The sequence below is a fragment of the Kitasatospora saccharophila genome (genome assembly GCF_039529925.1).
Classification (GTDB): Bacteria; Actinomycetota; Actinomycetes; order Streptomycetales; family Streptomycetaceae; genus Kitasatospora; species Kitasatospora saccharophila.
Map to the genome: position 1 here is coordinate 102,549 of NZ_BAAANS010000003.1, position 14,267 is coordinate 116,815.

At 75.6% G+C, this 14,267-nt stretch carries 12 protein-coding genes and 1 riboswitch; of the genes, 8 read left to right on the forward strand and 4 right to left on the reverse strand.

Features of this window, described 5'->3' with window-relative positions; genetic code table 11:
• Positions 1 to 91: 91 nt before the first annotated feature.
• The 3 genes from ABD345_RS03565 (at position 92) to ABD345_RS03575 (ending at position 2,824) form a co-directional block, all read left to right on the forward strand.
• Positions 92 to 1,363, forward strand: coding sequence for a sensor histidine kinase (locus ABD345_RS03565; protein WP_344550368.1), 1,272 nt, complete (start codon positions 92 to 94; stop codon positions 1,361 to 1,363).
• Complete coding sequence (locus tag ABD345_RS03570; RefSeq protein ID WP_344550205.1) at positions 1,351 to 2,001, forward strand: response regulator transcription factor; 651 nt, start codon at positions 1,351 to 1,353, stop codon at positions 1,999 to 2,001. The genes ABD345_RS03565 and ABD345_RS03570 overlap by 13 nt, the downstream gene beginning before the upstream one ends.
• A gap of 292 nt (positions 2,002 to 2,293) precedes the next feature.
• Positions 2,294 to 2,824, forward strand: coding sequence for a protein-tyrosine phosphatase family protein (locus tag ABD345_RS03575; RefSeq protein WP_344550206.1), 531 nt, complete (start codon positions 2,294 to 2,296; stop codon positions 2,822 to 2,824).
• Positions 2,825 to 2,859: 35 nt separating this feature from the next.
• Here the strand turns inward: ABD345_RS03575 and ABD345_RS03580 are convergent, their stop codons facing one another.
• Both ABD345_RS03580 and ABD345_RS03585 read right to left on the reverse strand, forming a co-directional pair.
• A complete protein-coding gene (locus ABD345_RS03580; protein ID WP_344550207.1) occupies positions 2,860 to 4,026 on the reverse strand; it encodes a phosphoribosylaminoimidazolecarboxamide formyltransferase in 1,167 nt (388 codons plus the stop codon).
• Between the two features lie 37 nt (positions 4,027 to 4,063).
• Positions 4,064 to 4,153: riboswitch (ZMP/ZTP riboswitch) on the reverse strand.
• Between the two features lie 119 nt (positions 4,154 to 4,272).
• Positions 4,273 to 4,851 carry a TetR/AcrR family transcriptional regulator gene (locus ABD345_RS03585; RefSeq protein ID WP_344550208.1) on the reverse strand — a complete coding sequence of 193 codons (579 nt, stop codon included), beginning with the start codon at positions 4,849 to 4,851 and terminating at the stop codon, positions 4,273 to 4,275.
• 113 nt (positions 4,852 to 4,964) lie between these two features.
• Between ABD345_RS03585 and ABD345_RS03590 the strand changes: the two genes are divergently transcribed.
• The 4 genes from ABD345_RS03590 to ABD345_RS03605 all read left to right on the forward strand — a co-directional run bounded on the left by ABD345_RS03590 (position 4,965) and on the right by ABD345_RS03605 (position 9,729).
• The gene (locus ABD345_RS03590) at positions 4,965 to 5,975 is read left to right on the forward strand and encodes an NADP-dependent oxidoreductase (RefSeq protein WP_344550209.1); all 1,011 of its coding nucleotides are present in this window, start codon (positions 4,965 to 4,967) and stop codon (positions 5,973 to 5,975) included.
• 64 nt (positions 5,976 to 6,039) lie between these two features.
• Positions 6,040 to 6,441, forward strand: a complete 402-nt coding sequence (locus tag ABD345_RS03595; RefSeq protein ID WP_344550210.1) for a nuclear transport factor 2 family protein — start codon at positions 6,040 to 6,042, stop codon at positions 6,439 to 6,441.
• A 130-nt stretch (positions 6,442 to 6,571) separates the two neighbouring features.
• On the forward strand, positions 6,572 to 7,306 hold the full coding sequence (locus tag ABD345_RS03600) for an SDR family oxidoreductase (RefSeq protein WP_344550211.1): 735 nt from the start codon (positions 6,572 to 6,574) through the stop codon (positions 7,304 to 7,306).
• A gap of 191 nt (positions 7,307 to 7,497) precedes the next feature.
• Positions 7,498 to 9,729: an MMPL family transporter gene (locus tag ABD345_RS03605; RefSeq protein ID WP_344550212.1), complete on the forward strand. Its 2,232-nt coding sequence runs from the start codon at positions 7,498 to 7,500 to the stop codon at positions 9,727 to 9,729.
• 200 nt (positions 9,730 to 9,929) lie between these two features.
• On the opposite strand, the gene ABD345_RS03610 is transcribed toward ABD345_RS03605, so the two are convergent.
• The gene (locus ABD345_RS03610; RefSeq protein ID WP_344550213.1) at positions 9,930 to 10,403 is read right to left on the reverse strand and encodes a nuclear transport factor 2 family protein; all 474 of its coding nucleotides are present in this window, start codon (positions 10,401 to 10,403) and stop codon (positions 9,930 to 9,932) included.
• A gap of 210 nt (positions 10,404 to 10,613) precedes the next feature.
• Here ABD345_RS03610 and ABD345_RS03615 point away from each other — a divergent pair, with 210 nt between their 5' ends.
• Complete coding sequence (locus ABD345_RS03615) at positions 10,614 to 12,080, forward strand: amidase (RefSeq protein ID WP_344550214.1); 1,467 nt, start codon at positions 10,614 to 10,616, stop codon at positions 12,078 to 12,080.
• Between the two features lie 88 nt (positions 12,081 to 12,168).
• Here the strand turns inward: ABD345_RS03615 and ABD345_RS03620 are convergent, their stop codons facing one another.
• A complete protein-coding gene (locus ABD345_RS03620; protein WP_344550215.1) occupies positions 12,169 to 14,169 on the reverse strand; it encodes a sigma-70 family RNA polymerase sigma factor in 2,001 nt (666 codons plus the stop codon).
• Positions 14,170 to 14,267: the final 98 nt, after the last annotated feature.

A 14,267-nucleotide genomic window follows, 5' to 3' on the forward strand; every position in this document is an offset into this window, starting at 1 on the left:
GGGGGCGGGCGGGGTGGTGCTGGGTTCACCATGAAGTCGGGTGCGGGCTTCATGGTGTGCTCCTGCGGCGGTGGCCTACCGTCGAGCCGTGATGATTCGACCCGGGCTGAGGCGCCCGGTACTCCGAGCCCGGCGGCTGCGGCGCGACGCCGGTTTCCTGGCCGTCGGCGTCCTGCCGCACCTGGCCCTGGTGCCGGTGTGGTCCTGGGCCGCGACGTTCACCGCCAGGACGGGGCGGTGGGGGCCGGCCCTGCTGGTGGCGGCCCTCCTGATCGTGCTCGGCGCACCGCTGCTGACGGCCGTCCAGCGGGTCCGCCACCGCGTCCTGCTCGGGGTGGACGTGGCACCCGCGGCGCCCGCACCCGCGCCGTGGTCGTGGGCGGGGGCGGCCCGGCGGCTGCCCCACCGGTTGGCCGCGGCGCAGACCTGGCGCCGGGTCGGCTACCACCTGCTGCTCGGCCCGCTGCTGGCCGCCGCGGAGCTGCTGGTGCTGGCCGCCGCGGCCGCGGGCCTGGCGGGCGCCACCGCCTACGGCTGGGCCTGGGCGGTGCCCGCGCCGAATCACCAGAGCTGGCTCGGGTACGCGGCGAACCTGCCGTACTACACGCTGGCCGGGCTGCTGCTGCTGGCCGTCCTGCCCTGGTTGACGGGCGCGGTCGCCCGGGGCGAGTCGCGGGCGGCCGCGGCCCTGCTCGGCCCCAGCCGGTCCCAGCGGCTCCAGCGGCTCCAGCAGCGGGTCGAGCACCTGGCGGAGAGCCGCACCGGCCTGATCGAGGTGGTCGACGCCGAACGCCGCCGAATAGAAAGGGACTTGCACGACGGCACCCAGCAGCGGCTGGTCTCGCTCGCCGTCAACCTCGGCCTGGTCCTGGCCACCACCCCCGACCTGCCCGACGGGGCCCGCGCGGCGGTCGCCGAGGCCCACCTGGAGGCCAAACAGGCGATCGCCGAACTCAACGACCTGGTACGGGGGTTGCACCCCGCCGTCCTGGAGGACCGCGGGCTGGACGCGGCCCTGTCCGGCCTGGCCGCCCGGCTCCCGCTGCCGGTGCGCCTGCGGGTCGACCTCGACGAACGGGTGCCGCCCGGCGTGGAGTCGGTGGCGTACTTCGTGGTCTCCGAGGCCCTGGCCAACGTGATCAAACACGCCGGGGCGACCCGCACCGAGGTGACGGTCAGCCGGCTCGGTTCGGTGCTGCGGGTGAACGTCACGGACGACGGGCTCGGCGGCGCCGACCCCGCCACCGGGACGGGGCTGAGCGGGCTGGCCAAACGGGTCGGCTCGGTCGACGGCGCCTTCCGCGTCAGCAGCCCCGTGGGCGGGCCCACCACCGTGACCGCGGAGCTGCCGTGCGCGCGGTGATCGCCGAGGACTCGGTGCTGCTCCGGGTCGGCCTGGTCAAGGTGCTGGAGATGGGCGGCTTCCAGGTCGTCGCGGAAGCCGGCGACGCGGAGGCCCTGTTGGCGGCGGTCGAGCAGCACCGCCCCGAACTCGCCCTGGTGGACGTCCGGATGCCGCCCGCCTTCACCGACGAGGGGGTGCGCGCCGCCCTGGAGATCCGCCGCAGACGGCCGGGGACGGCGGTGGTGCTGCTGTCCCAGTACGTCGAGGAGCGCTACGCGGCCGACCTGCTGTCCGCCGACACCAGCGGCGTCGGCTACCTGCTCAAACAGCGCGTCGCCGACGTCACGGAGTTCGTGGAGACGGTCCGCCGGGTCGCCGCGGGCGGCACCGCGCTGGACCCGCAGGTCGTCGCCCAACTACTGCTGCGCCGCAGCAGCGACCCACTGGAGCGGCTGACCCCGCGCGAGCGGGACGTCCTGGCCCTGATGGCGGAGGGGCACTCCAACACCGGCATCGCGGAGGCCCTGACGATCGGTGAGAGCGCGGTCGCCAAGCACATCAACAACATCTTCGCCAAACTCGACCTCCCGGTCGCCGACACCGGCCACCGCCGCGTCCTGGCCGTGCTGCGCTTCCTCGGCACGCCGCGCCCCTGAACGAACCGGCCGGGAGGTCCCGATCCTGGACGGACCGGCCGGGAGGTCTCGCCGACTCCTCGGGCCCGGCGGGTGGTGCTAGCCTCGGTGCACCGCCCGCCGCCGCGCCGTGCCCGTTCGTCCGCGCGCGCCCGTCCGGCCGGCCGTTCCCCGCTGCCGACGCCCCGGTCCGCTGTCCTGCCGACCGCCGGGCCGGCACGCACCGCACCACGTAGCGCACCGCGCACCGCGCACCGGCCGCCCCTCCCGCGCGACCGAACACCCCCACCCCGTCCGGAGGTCGGCTCCCGTCATGCGTCCCACCCTGTTCACGATCGACCGTCCCGGACCGGGTCGGCTCAGCACCATGGCCCGGCCGCGCGGCGGCGACTGGCTGGCGGAGGAACTGGCGGCGCTGGCCGCCCTCGGGGTGAGCGGGCTGGTCAGCGCGCTCACCCCGGCGGAGTCCGCCGAGCTCGGGCTGGCCGCGGAGGCGTCCCTCGCCCGGGCCGCCGGGCTGCGCTTCACCGCCGTGCCGGTCCCGGACCGCACCGTCCCCGTCCTCTCCGAAGTCCTGCCGGTGGTGGACGAGTTGGCCCGGCGCCTGGCCGCGGGCGACCACCTGGTAGTGCACTGCCGGGCCGGGATCGGCCGCTCCTCGCTGCTGGCGGCCGCCGTCCTGGTCCGCTCCGGCGCGGACCCGAACGACACCTGGGACCGGATCGCCCGGGCCCGCGGCCTGGCCGTCCCGGACACCCCCGAACAGCGCGCCTGGACCGACCGGATGCCCCGGCGCCCACAGCAGGACGCCCACAGCGGGACGCCGATCGCGGAAGGCCGGTGACGGGGCGCCGGTGACGGGGCGTCGGCGCCCGGCCGTCAGTGGTGGAACAGCCGCAGGCCGGTGTGGACGAGCGTGATGCCGTGTTCGGCGCAGGCGGTCTCGACCTCGGCGGAGCGCAGCGAGCCGCCGGGTTCGGCGATCGCGCGGACGCCGTGGCGGCGGGCGTGGTCGACGTTGTCGCGGAACGGCAGGCAGCCGTCGGAGACGAACGCGACGCCGTCCAACTCGGCTGCCCAGCGGGCGCGTTCGTCCGGACCGAGTTCGTCGGGGACGTCGCCGCCGCCGCTCAGGGCGGCGGCGAAGCGGGTGCGCTCGTCGGGGGTGAGGTCGCCCTCCAGGTAGCGGATCCGCCAGTTGATCCGGTCCTGGCGGCGGATCTCGGGGCGGAAGTCGAGGGCCCGGACGGCGGGGTGGCGGCGCAGCCACCAGGTGTCGGTCTTGGCGCCGGCCAGCCGGGTGCAGTCGACCCGGGACTGCTGGCCGGCGCCGATGCCGAGGGCGGCGCCGTCGCGCAGGTAGCAGACCGAGTTGGACTGGGTGCGGCGCAGCACGGCGAGGCCGAACAGCAGGTCGTCGGCGGCGGCGGGGGTGAGGGTGCCGGTGCGGACGTCGGCGAGCAGGGCGGCGGTGAGCGGGGTGGTGTCGGTGTCCTGGACCAGGCGCAGGCCGTGCACCTCGCGGGTCTCGACGGCGGGCGGGACGTACCGGGGGTCGGCTTCCAGGACGAGGTAGCGGCCGCCCTTCTTCCGGGTCAGCACGTCGAGGGCGCCGGGCGCGTAGCCGGGGGCGACGATGCCGTCGGAGACCACCCGGGCGAGCAGGTCGGCGAGTTCGGCGTCGACCTCGTGCGAGACGGCGACCAGGTCGCCGTAGGAGGACTTCGGGTCGGCGTCGCGGGCCCGCAGGTAGGCGGAGGTGAGCGGGCCGACGGCGGCCGGGTCGAGGGCGTACGGTTCGGCGGCGGCCGGGTCGACCGGTCCGGCGAGGGCGGCGCCGGCCGGGGAGACGTGCTTGAAGGAGGCGGCGGCGGGGCGGCCGAACACGGCGGCGGCCTCGCTGACCAGCTGCCAGGCGTTCAGCGCGTCCAGCAGGTTGACGTACGAGGGCTGCCCGTTGAGCAGGCGCAGCGGCAGTTCGGCGCCGGGCGGCGGCTCGATCCGGGCGCGGGTGTTCTGCGGGTTGATTCCGTACCGAAGGTCCATGGTGGTGGCCCCCTCCGTGAAGTCGCGTGTCGGCTTCGGAGGACACCCAGGCGGACGGTGCCGGTCCCGTGCTGTGCGGTGCCGCTCCCCGGTGGTGCTCCACCTCTCGCCAGTCGCGACGGCGCCGATGCTAGCAGCCTCCGGCGGGGGCGGGCCCGGGCGCTCACGCCCGCACCCGCGCCAACACCCGCGTCCCCGTCCCCGTGCCCGCCCCCGTCGGCACCCGCACCCGCACCCGACCTGGCGTCAGTGGCGTTCCTCCTCGGCGCCGCGGTCCGCCCCTCCGGTCAGGACCGCGTCGGTGATCACGGTGAAGAGGTGGTCGGCGAACGGCACGAACGAGCCGTGGTCGCCGAGCCACGCGAGGGCCGCGACGAGGGCGAACAGTTCCGCGCCGTCGAGGTCGGCCCGGGCCGCGCCGCCGTCCTGGGCGCGGGTGAGGAGCCGGGTGCCCGCCGCGCGCATGGTGACGCAGGAGGTGTGCAGCGCGGAGTCGGGGTCCGCGATGGCGGCCGCCATCAGCTCGGTGACGCCCCGGTACTCGCGGGCGAGCGCGACGCAGTCGCGCAGCCACGCGACGAGGGCGCCCTCGGGCGGGTCCGAGGCTTCGAGTGCGGCCGCCCGGTCGGCCAGTGCGTCGAAGCCCTCCCGGAGCAGGGCGTCGAGCAGCGCCTCCCGGGTCGGGAAGTGCCGGTAGAGCGTGGGGAGGGCGACGTCGGCCCGCCGGGCGATGTCGCGCAGGGACGCGTCGGCGCCCTGTTCGGCGACGGCGACGCGCGCGACGGCGAGCAGGTGGTCGCGGTTCTTCCTGGCGTCGGCTCGCAAGGGTCCTCCTTTGACATGCGTAGCAGTGCTACTTATATTCGTACCACTGCTACGGATATGCGTAGCGGTGCTACGCCTAGCCTATCCCGCCTGCGGGAAGAGGGAGAATCACCATGTCGGCGAAGACGATGAAGGCGATCCGGCTGCACGAGTTCGGCGGCCCCGAGGTGCTGCGCTGCGACGAGGTGCCGGTCCCCCGGCCGCAGCCGGGCGAGGTGCTGGTCCGGGTCCACGCCGTCGGCCTCAACCCCCCGGACTGGTACCTGCGCGACGGGATGCCCGGCATCCCGCCCGAGCTGAGGCCGCCCGTGCGCCTCCCCGTCGTCCCGGGGTCGGACGTGTCCGGCGTGGTCGCGGCGGTCGGGGCCGACGTGGCGGGCTTCTCGGTCGGCGACGAGGTCTTCGGCATGCTCCGCTTCCCGAGCTTCGACGGCCGCGCGTACGCCGAGTACGTGACGGCGCCCGCCGCCGACCTCGCGCACAAGCCGGCCGGCGTCGACCACGTGCACGCCGCGGGGGCGGCCATGTCGGGGCTCACCGCGTGGCAGCACCTGGTGGAGCTCGGGCACGACCACCCGAACCCCCTCCAGGAGGAGCAGCACCGACCCCGGCCGCTGGGCCCCGGGACGACGGTGCTGGTCAACGGCGCGGCCGGCGGCGTGGGGCACCTGGGGCTGCAGCTCGCCAAGTGGAAGGGCGCCCGGGTCGTCGCGGTCGCCTCGGGTCCGCACGAGCGGTTCCTGCGCGAGCTCGGCGCCGACGAGTTCGTCGACTACACCAGGACCGCGCCCGAGGAGGCCGTCCGTGACGTCGACCTGGTGCTCGACACCGTCGGCGGCCCCGGGAGCGGTCGCTTCCTGCGGACGCTCAAGCGCGGCGGCGCGCTGTACTACGTCTTCTTCGCCGCGTACGCCCCGGCGGAGGTCGCCCGACTGGGCGTCACCACCTCGGGCACCCAGGTGCGCTCGAACGGCCGGCAGCTCGAAGAACTCGGCCGCCTGCTCGACACGGGCGCGCTCCGCGTCGCCGTCGACAGCACGTTCCCGCTCGCGGAGGCCCGCGAGGCGCACGAGCGGGCGGCCCGCGGGCACCTCCGGGGCAAGATCGTGCTCACCGCCGCGTGAGGGACGCCCGGCCCGTGAGCACCACGACGAGAAGCGCGTCCCGCGCGACGGCAGGAGGACCTCGATGAGCACGCTCAAGGACGCCGTCGACGACCTGTTCAACAACCGGCGGCTACCGGCGCACGAGGCGGTCGACCGGCACTTCGCCCCCGCCTTCCGCCAGCGCGTGGACGGGAGTTGGGTCGACCGCGCCGGGTTCCTCGCCCGCGTCGTCCGGCTCCGCGAGGCCGTCGAGCGCGCCGAGGTCACCGTTCTGGACGAGTTCGCCGACGGCAGCGGCTACGCGGAGCGCCACGTCGTCGAACTGGTCGACCGCGCCGGCGGCCGGACCGTCCAGGAGGTGTACGTGTTCGCGCGGCGCGACCCCGACGGCCGCTTCGTCCGGATCGAGGAGACGGCCGTGACGCTGCCGGGCGCTCCGGCCGACCACGGCCCGACCGACCACGGCCCGACCGACCCGCGCTAACCGACGCCCAACACCCGGCACCCGGCACCCGGCACCCGGCACCCGAACGCACTCGCTCCGCACCGCCCGCACCGGACACCACGGGTCGCCGGCCCTCACCCCCCTTCCACCCCACCTCAGAGGAGTCCCCATGCCCACTGCCCTCATCACCGGCGGCACCAGCGGCATCGGCCGCGCCACCGCCGAACTGCTGCACGAGCGCGGGTACCGCGTCGCGGTCACCGGCCGGAACCCCGAGTCGATCGCGCGGGCCCGGCGCGAACTGCCGCCGGAGGTGCTCGTCGTCCGCGCCGACGCCCGCGTCACGGCGGACACCGACGCCCTGATCGAGTCGGTCCGCGAGCACTTCGGCTCGCTGGACCTGCTGTTCCTCAACGCGGGCGTCTTCCGGCCCGCGCCGGTCTCCGAGGTGACCGAGGAAGCCTTCGACGAGGCGGTCGACGTCAACTTCAAGGGCCAGTACTTCACCCTGCAGAAGGCGCTGCCGCTGCTGACCGACGGCGGCTCGATCGTCCTGACCGTGGGGATCGTCGGGGCCGACCGGGGAGCTCCGGGCGCCACCGTGGTCGCGGCGACGCGCGGGGCGCTGCTGGCGATGCTGCCGTCGCTCGCGCTCGAACTGGCGCCCCGGGGGATCCGCGTCAACGCCGTCAGCCCCGGATCGACCGAGACCCCGCTGTACGACAAGCTCGGCGTTCCGGCCGAGGCGCGGGCGGCCATGAGCGCGGGCATCCCGTTCCAGCGGTTCGCGACGGGCGGGGAGGTGGCCGAGGTCGTCGCGTTCCTCGCCTCGGACGCCGCCCGCTACGTCACCGGCCAGGAGGTCACCGTCGCCGGCGGCCTCGGGCTCGGCCTCGGCGGCTGACCGCACCCGGCGCCCACCCGGACGCCGCGACCGCCCCGCCCGGTCCGGGCCGGGCCGGGCCGGACCGGTCGCGGCGTACGGGTGGGTTCGGCCGTGTCGCGGCCGGGTGGCCGGGGCGGGCGGCGGGGGCGTGGCTACCGTTCGGAGTCCGGTCACCGGGTGCGGGTGACGCCGCGTCCCCGGGAGGGTCGATGTCCTCGTCCGACACCGTGTCAGGGTCCGTGCCGGAGCGGGGCCGCGGCCTGCTGTGGCGGCTGGGCGCGTGGTGCGCCCGGCGGCCGGTGCTGGTGCTGGTGGGCTGGCTGCTGGTGCTGGCGGGGGTGCAGGTCGCGAACCACGCGGTGGGCGGCGGCTACTCGGACGACTTCTCGCTGCCGGGCTCCCAGGCGCAGGACGGCGCGGACGTGCTGGCCGCGCACGAGCCGGCGATCGGCGGGACGAGCGCGCAGGTGGTGCTGCACGACGGGCAGCCGCTGACGCAGTTCCAGTCGCAGGTGGACCAGGCGGTGACGTCGCTGCAGCACCTGCCGCACGTGCTGTCGGCGCAGGACCCGCTGCCGCCGCCGGGCCAGGCCCCGCAGCCGGGCGGGCCGCTGTCCGCGGACGGGCTGACGGCGTACGTCACGGTGCGCTTCGACGGGGTGCTGGCGACGTTCGGCGACGACTACCTGGACCAGGTGGACGCGGCGGTGGCGCCGCTGCGCCAGGCCGGCGTGCAGGTCGAGTACGGGGGCCCGCTGGGCGAGTTGGCGCGGCCGGCGCCGAGCGACCGGGTCAGCGAGCTGATCGGGTTCGGGGTCGCGGTCGTGGTGCTGCTGCTCGGCTTCGGCAGCGTGATCGCGGCGGGGCTGCCGCTGGTCAGCGCGCTGCTGGCGGTGGTGGTGGGCCTGGGGCTGCTGGGCCTGCTGGCGGCGCTGACCACCTTCGCGACGGTGGCGCCGACGCTGGCGACGATGATCGGGCTGGGGGTGGGCATCGACTACGCGCTGTTCCTGCTGACCCGGCACCGGCAGGGCCTGATCGACGGCGCGGACCCGGTCGCGGCGGCCGGGCACGCGGTGGCGACCAGCGGCCGGGCGGTGCTGATCTCCGGCTGCACGGTGGTGATCGCGCTGGCGGGCCTGTCGGTGTCGGGCATCTCGTTCATGGCCAAGCTGGGCCTGGCGGCGGGCGTCACGGTGGTGACGGCGGTGTGCGGCGCGCTGACGCTGCTGCCCGCGCTGCTGGGCCTGATCGGCCGCCGGATGGACCGCTTCACCGTCCGTCCGCCCGTGGCGGAGGGCGGCGGGGAGACCGAGGGCGGCGAGGCGACCGGCCTGTGGCACCGGTACGCCCGGCGGGTCGAGCACCGCCCGTGGCGGTACCTGGCGGTGGGCCTGGTGACGGTGCTGGTGCTGGCGGTGCCGCTGCCGTCGATCCAGCTCGGGCACATCGGGGACGGCGCGGACCCCACCTCGTTCACCGACCGGCGGGCCTTCGACCTGATGTCGGCGGCGTTCGGCCCGGGCTCCAACGGCCCGCTGACGGCGGTGGTCGACCAGACCGCGGTGCCCGCCGCCGACCGTCCGGCGCTGGCCTCCGCCGTCCAGCAGGCGCTGACCGGCGTGCCGGACGCGGTGAGCAACGTGCCGCCGCTGCAGACCAGTTCGGACGGCGACGTGCTGTTCACCACCGTCACGCCCGCGCAGGCCCCGCAGGACCAACGGACCACCGACCTGGTCGGCCACCTCGTCGAGGAGGTGCTGCCGGGCGCGGTCGCGGGCACCGCCGCGGCCACCTACGTCACCGGCACCACCGCCGCCCAGGTCGACTTCCTGGACCTGGTGGCGAGCCGGCTGCTGCTGATCATCGCGGTGGTGGTGGCGCTGGCCTTCCTGATCATCCTGTTGGTGTTCCGGGCCCCGCTGGTCGCGCTGAAGGCCGCCGTGCTGAACCTGGTGTCGATCGCCGCCTCGTACGGGGTGCTGGTCGCGGTCTTCCAGTGGGGCTGGGGCGGGCCGGCGCTGGGCGTGTCGGGCAAGGTGCCGATCGAGAGCTACGTCCCGATGATGATGTTCGCGATCGTCTTCGGCCTGAGCATGGACTACGAGGTGTTCCTGCTCTCCCGGGTCCACGAGCGCTGGCGCCGCACCGGCGACAGCCGCGGCGCGGTCGCGCACGCCCTGGAGACCACCGCCCGGGTGATCGGCTGCGCGGCCCTGATCATGGTCAGCGTGTTCGCGGCGTTCATCGTCAGCGACAACGTGGTGATCAAGATGATGGGCCTGGGCCTGGCCGTCAGCGTCCTGATCGACGCCACCGTGGTCCGGCTGCTGATGGTCCCCTCCGCGATGACCCTGCTCGGCCCCGCCGCCTGGTGGACCCCGCGCTGGATGGACCGCCTGCTCCCGGACCTCGACGCCGAGGGCCTCAAGAACGGCTGACCGCGCCGGCCCGGAACGGGAAGGCCCGAGTGCCGCGTCAGGCAGCCTTCGCCCGTCGGGACCGCGCACCGCGGCGAGCGGCGCTTCACCGTGCGGCTGCGCCGGGAGGACGGGAACGGCCCGCAGGAGCGGCTGCTGCCGCTGCGCAAGGGCCGGACCAGCCTGTGAGCCCGTGAGGGGGCCGCTGCGGGCGGCGGGCGTCAGCCCCGGGCGGCGGCTTCGGCCATCATCCGCTTCAGCCCGCTGACGTCCCGTTCGAAGCTGAACTCCCGCAGCACGGTGGTCCAGTGGCCGTCCGCCCAGCGCCAGACGAAGGCGTAGCGGGCCGGGACGCCCTGCTCGCGGCGGTACATCACCACGGTGCCCTGGTCGCCGTGCCGGGTGGTGGCCAGGAAGCGGACGTCCCGGGTGTCCTCGCCGATGCGCTGCCCCTGCGCGGCCAGGCCGCGGAAGCGCGCCATGAAGTGCGCCTTGGTCAGCCGCACCACCTGGCCGGCCTCGTCGATCCGCAGGTTCTCGAACTCCTCGTCGTACAGCGCCTCCAGGGCCGGCAGGTCCATCGCCGTGCCCGCGGCCAGGTACTCCCGCATCCGCGCGACGAGCGACTCGTCCAGCACCTCGTCCGACGCCGCGTCCGGCACCTCGTCCAGCGTCACGCCCGGCTTCACGTCCATGGTTCCTCCGCCTCTCCCGCCGGTGCGTCCCGGCCTCGGTGACAACGGTCCCGGCACCCGCCGTCAGATCGCCGGCAGATCACCGTCAGCGCGCCGTCGATCGTCGCGGCAGCGGCTGACCGGCCGTCGGGATCCGGCGGAGGATCGCTCAACCCGCTTGCTCGGAAAGGTATTTCGTGCCCCCGACCGAGCTCACGTACCGTCCCGTCCATGGAGAAATGGACCTACGCCACGGCCCGGGAACTCACCGCGGCCCTGCACGCCGGGGACGTCACCTCGGTGGAACTGACCGAGGGCGCGATCGCCCGGATCGAGCAGGAGGACGGGGCGCTCAACGCGGTCTGCGCACCGGACTTCGAGCGGGCCCGGACGGCCGCCCGGGAGGCCGACCGGGCGTTGACGCGCGGCGAGCGGCGGCCGCTGCTGGGGATCCCGCTGACCGTCAAGGAGTCGTACAACGTCGCCGGACTGCCGACCACCTGGGGGATGCCGCAGTTCCGGGACCACGTGCCGGACGAGGACGCGCTGCAGGTGGCCCGGGTGAAGGCGGCCGGCGCGGTGGTGCTCGGCAAGACCAACGTGCCGCTGGGACTGCGGGACATCCAGACCTACAACGAGATCCACGGCACCACCAACAACCCGTGGGACCACAGCCGCACCAGCGGCGGCTCCTCCGGCGGGTCGGCGGCCGCGCTGGCCGCCGGCTACGGCCCGCTGTCGCTGGGCACCGACATCGCCGGCTCGCTGCGCACCCCCGCCCACTTCTGCGGCGTGTACGCGCACAAGCCGACCCTGCACCTGCTGCCGACCCGCGGCATGGTGCCGCCGCACGCCCCCGCGCTGCCCGCCGACATCGACCTCGCCGTGGTCGGCCCGATGGCCCGCTCGGCCGGCGACCTGGCGCTGCTGTTCGACGTGATGACCGGCCCCGACCCGCTGACCCTCGGCCTGGCCCACGCCACCGTGCTGCCGCCCGCCCGCCACGACCGGCTGGACGGCTTCCGGGTGCTGGTGCTGGACGAGCACCCGCTGCTCCCGACCGGCGCCGACGTCCGCGCGGGCATCGCCCGGGTCGCCGACGCGCTCGCCGACGGCGGCGCCCGGGTCGAGCGGCACAGCCCGCTGCTGCCCGACCTCGCCGACGGCGCCCAGATCTACCCGCTGCTGATGTTCTCCGCCCTCGCCGCCAACTTCCCCCCGGCGCAGTACGAGCAAGTGCGGCGGCTCGCCGAGCAGTTGAGCGAGGACGACCACAGCCTGGGGGCCGCCCGGCTGCGCGGATCGATGCTCAGCCACCGCGACTGGCTGGCCGCCGACCACCGCCGCGAACTGCACCGGCGCGGCTGGCGGGAGTTCTTCGCCGAGTTCGACGCCGTCGTCGCCCCGATCACCCCGACCGCCGCCTTCCCGCACCAGCAGGACCCCGACCTGCTGGGCCGCCGGATGACCGTCGACGGCACCACTTTCCCCTACTTCGACCAGCTGGCCTGGGCCGGCCTGGCCACCATGCCGGGCCTGCCCGCCACCGCCGTCCCCACCGGCCTCTCCGCCGAGGGCCTCCCGGTCGGCGTCCAGCTGATCGGCCCGATGTACGAGGACCGCACCCCGCTGCGGCTGGCCGAACTGCTGGAGGAGCGGCTCGGCGGCTTCCGCGTCCCGGCCGCGCTGAGCCGTTGAGGCGCTGAGCCGTTGAGCCGTTGCCGATCGACCGCCGATCGACCGCCGGGCGCCGCAAGTGGTGCCCGGCGGACGGCGTTCCGGCCGGTCAGCGGGCGGCCTGGTAGGCGCGTCCGGCGGCGGTCGCGGTGGTGCCGTTCGTGAACAGGCCGCTGCTGGGCTTCGCCGGGTCCGCGCCGAGGCCGAACCAGGCGTAGCGCTGGAGGTAGGGCAGCGCGTCGAGGGCCGCGGTGGAGGCGGTGACGAAGGCGGCCTGCTGGTCGGCGGTCGGGAAGCGGGTGCCCTGGGAGAAGTCGATCAGGGCGTACTCGGTGAGCCAGATCGGCTTGTGGTAGCGCTGGTGCACGGCCTCCAGGTACGAGGTCAGCTGCTGGACGGCCTGCGGGGTGCGGAAGTCGCCGCCGTACCAGTGCAGCGTGATGAAGTCGACCCGGTAGCCCTTGGCGGCGGCGCCGGTCATGAAGCGGTCCAGCCAGCCGCCGGCGGTGTCCGCCCCGTACGCCACCGCCGGGCTGCCGAGCGTCTGCCCGGCCTGCATCAGCTTCGGCCACAGGTCGAGCGCCTGGTCGACCGTCATGTTGGACTGCGCGGCCATGTCGGGCTCGTTGAACCCGAGCAGGTAGGGGCCGTTGGCGCGGGCCTGGGCGAGCGCGCCGTCGGTGACGGAGGCCGCGCCCCAGATCATCGGGACGAAGGACGCCGAGGCGGGCGTCTCGATGCCGGGGTGCTGGGGCGCCCAGGTGTAGTACCAGCCGGCCCCGGAGGCGGCGAGCGCCTGGCTCACCCCGTCGAAGGACCACACGCCGACGCCCTTGCGCGCGGAGCCGGCGATCCCGGCCTGCGGTGCGGCCGCACCGGCGGCGGGCTTCGCGGAGGTGGCGGCGGCGGACGGCGCGGGGGTGGAAGGGGTGGCGGCGGAGACGGACGGGGACGGGGACTCCGGGGCGGACGGCGAGGGCGAGGGGCCGTCCGGGAGCGCCGGGGCCGCCGCGCCGGCGACCGTGGGCGGGGCGGCGACGGCGGCGGACGGGACGGCGAGGGTGGCGGCGGACGGGTCGTCGTGCCGACCGGGCGTCAGCTCGGCCCCGACCAGGACGGCCACCGCCACCAGCGCCACCGCCGCGCCGCCGAGCACCGGCCGGGGCAGGCCGGTGCGCGGCCGCCGGTGGCCGGAGCGCCGGCCGGCCCGGCGCCCGCCGGAGGGGGTTCCGGTGCCGGAGGCGTCGGTGGACGGTGCGCCGCCCGGCCCTCCGTCCGCTCCCCCGCCCGGGGTGGCGGAGCCCGGCGCGCCGAGGATCCGGGCCGGGTCGAGGGTCGGCGGGACGGCCAGCAGCGGCAGGCCGTAGAGCAGCCGTTCGGCGGGCAACAGGCCGCGCTGGGCGCCGGAGCAGCGTTCGCAGTCGCGCAGGTGCCGGGCCAGGCGCTTGCGCCACAGCGGGGTGGGCGCGCCGTCCCAGCCCGCGGCGGCCGCGTCCAGTCCGGGGCAGCGCGGGTCGGCGGCCAGGGCGCGGACCACCAGCCGGGAGGTTTCGAGCTGCTTCTTCATCCGGCCGGTGCGGACGGCGGCGTGGCCGGAGCTGAGGCCGAGCGCGGAGACCAGTTCGGCCTGGTCGAGTTCGCCGGTCTCCTTGAGCCACCACAGGGCGAGCAGTTCGCGGTCGTCGGGGTCGAGCCAGCGGGTGGCCTCGGCGATCTCGCGGCGCTGTTCGGTCAGGCCCAGGCGCAGGATGGTCAGGCCCGCGAAGTCCAGTGCGGGGTCGGGTATCGCCTCGGCGTCCTCCAGCCGGGCGGACCGGTCGAGGGCGACGGCCCGGTCCTGCTGGCGGGTGCGCACCTGCCGGACGGCGATGGCCACCAGCCAGGACCGGAAGGCGGTGGGGTCCCGCAGGTCGGACAGCCCTCGGACCATGCGCAACAGCGTCTCCTGTACGACGTCGTCGGTGTCGGCGTGGCCGTTCAGCGCCCGGCCGACGATGTTGTAGACCAGCGGGAGGCTCTCGGCCACCAGGTGTTCGAGCGCTCGCCGGTCGCCGGCGCGCGCCGCCGTGACCGTCCCGGCGTCGGGTCCACTGCGTCTGGTGTGCGGCATGGGTGCGTTCCTCTACGTGGGGTGCGGCGGCGTTCTCCGTCCTCGGAGACCGCCCGCGGGTGCGCCCGCCAACAGAAATTCTCCGGCCGCGGATTTTT

Excerpts from the sequence above, each read along its gene's own strand:
- ABD345_RS03575 (WP_344550206.1), top strand. The coding sequence starts at position 2,294 with ATGCGTCCCACCCTGTTCACGATCGACCGTCCCGGACCGGGTCGGCTC.
- ABD345_RS03600 (WP_344550211.1), top strand. The coding sequence starts at position 6,572 with ATGCCCACTGCCCTCATCACCGGCGGCACCAGCGGCATCGGCCGCGCC.
- ABD345_RS03610 (WP_344550213.1), bottom strand. The coding sequence starts at position 10,403 with ATGGACGTGAAGCCGGGCGTGACGCTGGACGAGGTGCCGGACGCGGCG.
- ABD345_RS03595 (WP_344550210.1), top strand. The coding sequence starts at position 6,040 with ATGAGCACGCTCAAGGACGCCGTCGACGACCTGTTCAACAACCGGCGG.
- ABD345_RS03615 (WP_344550214.1), top strand. The coding sequence starts at position 10,614 with ATGGAGAAATGGACCTACGCCACGGCCCGGGAACTCACCGCGGCCCTG.
- ABD345_RS03580 (WP_344550207.1), bottom strand. The coding sequence starts at position 4,026 with ATGGACCTTCGGTACGGAATCAACCCGCAGAACACCCGCGCCCGGATC.
- ABD345_RS03605 (WP_344550212.1), top strand. The coding sequence starts at position 7,498 with ATGTCCTCGTCCGACACCGTGTCAGGGTCCGTGCCGGAGCGGGGCCGC.
- ABD345_RS03565 (WP_344550368.1), top strand. The coding sequence starts at position 92 with ATGATTCGACCCGGGCTGAGGCGCCCGGTACTCCGAGCCCGGCGGCTG.
- ABD345_RS03620 (WP_344550215.1), bottom strand. The coding sequence starts at position 14,169 with ATGCCGCACACCAGACGCAGTGGACCCGACGCCGGGACGGTCACGGCG.
- ABD345_RS03590 (WP_344550209.1), top strand. The coding sequence starts at position 4,965 with ATGTCGGCGAAGACGATGAAGGCGATCCGGCTGCACGAGTTCGGCGGC.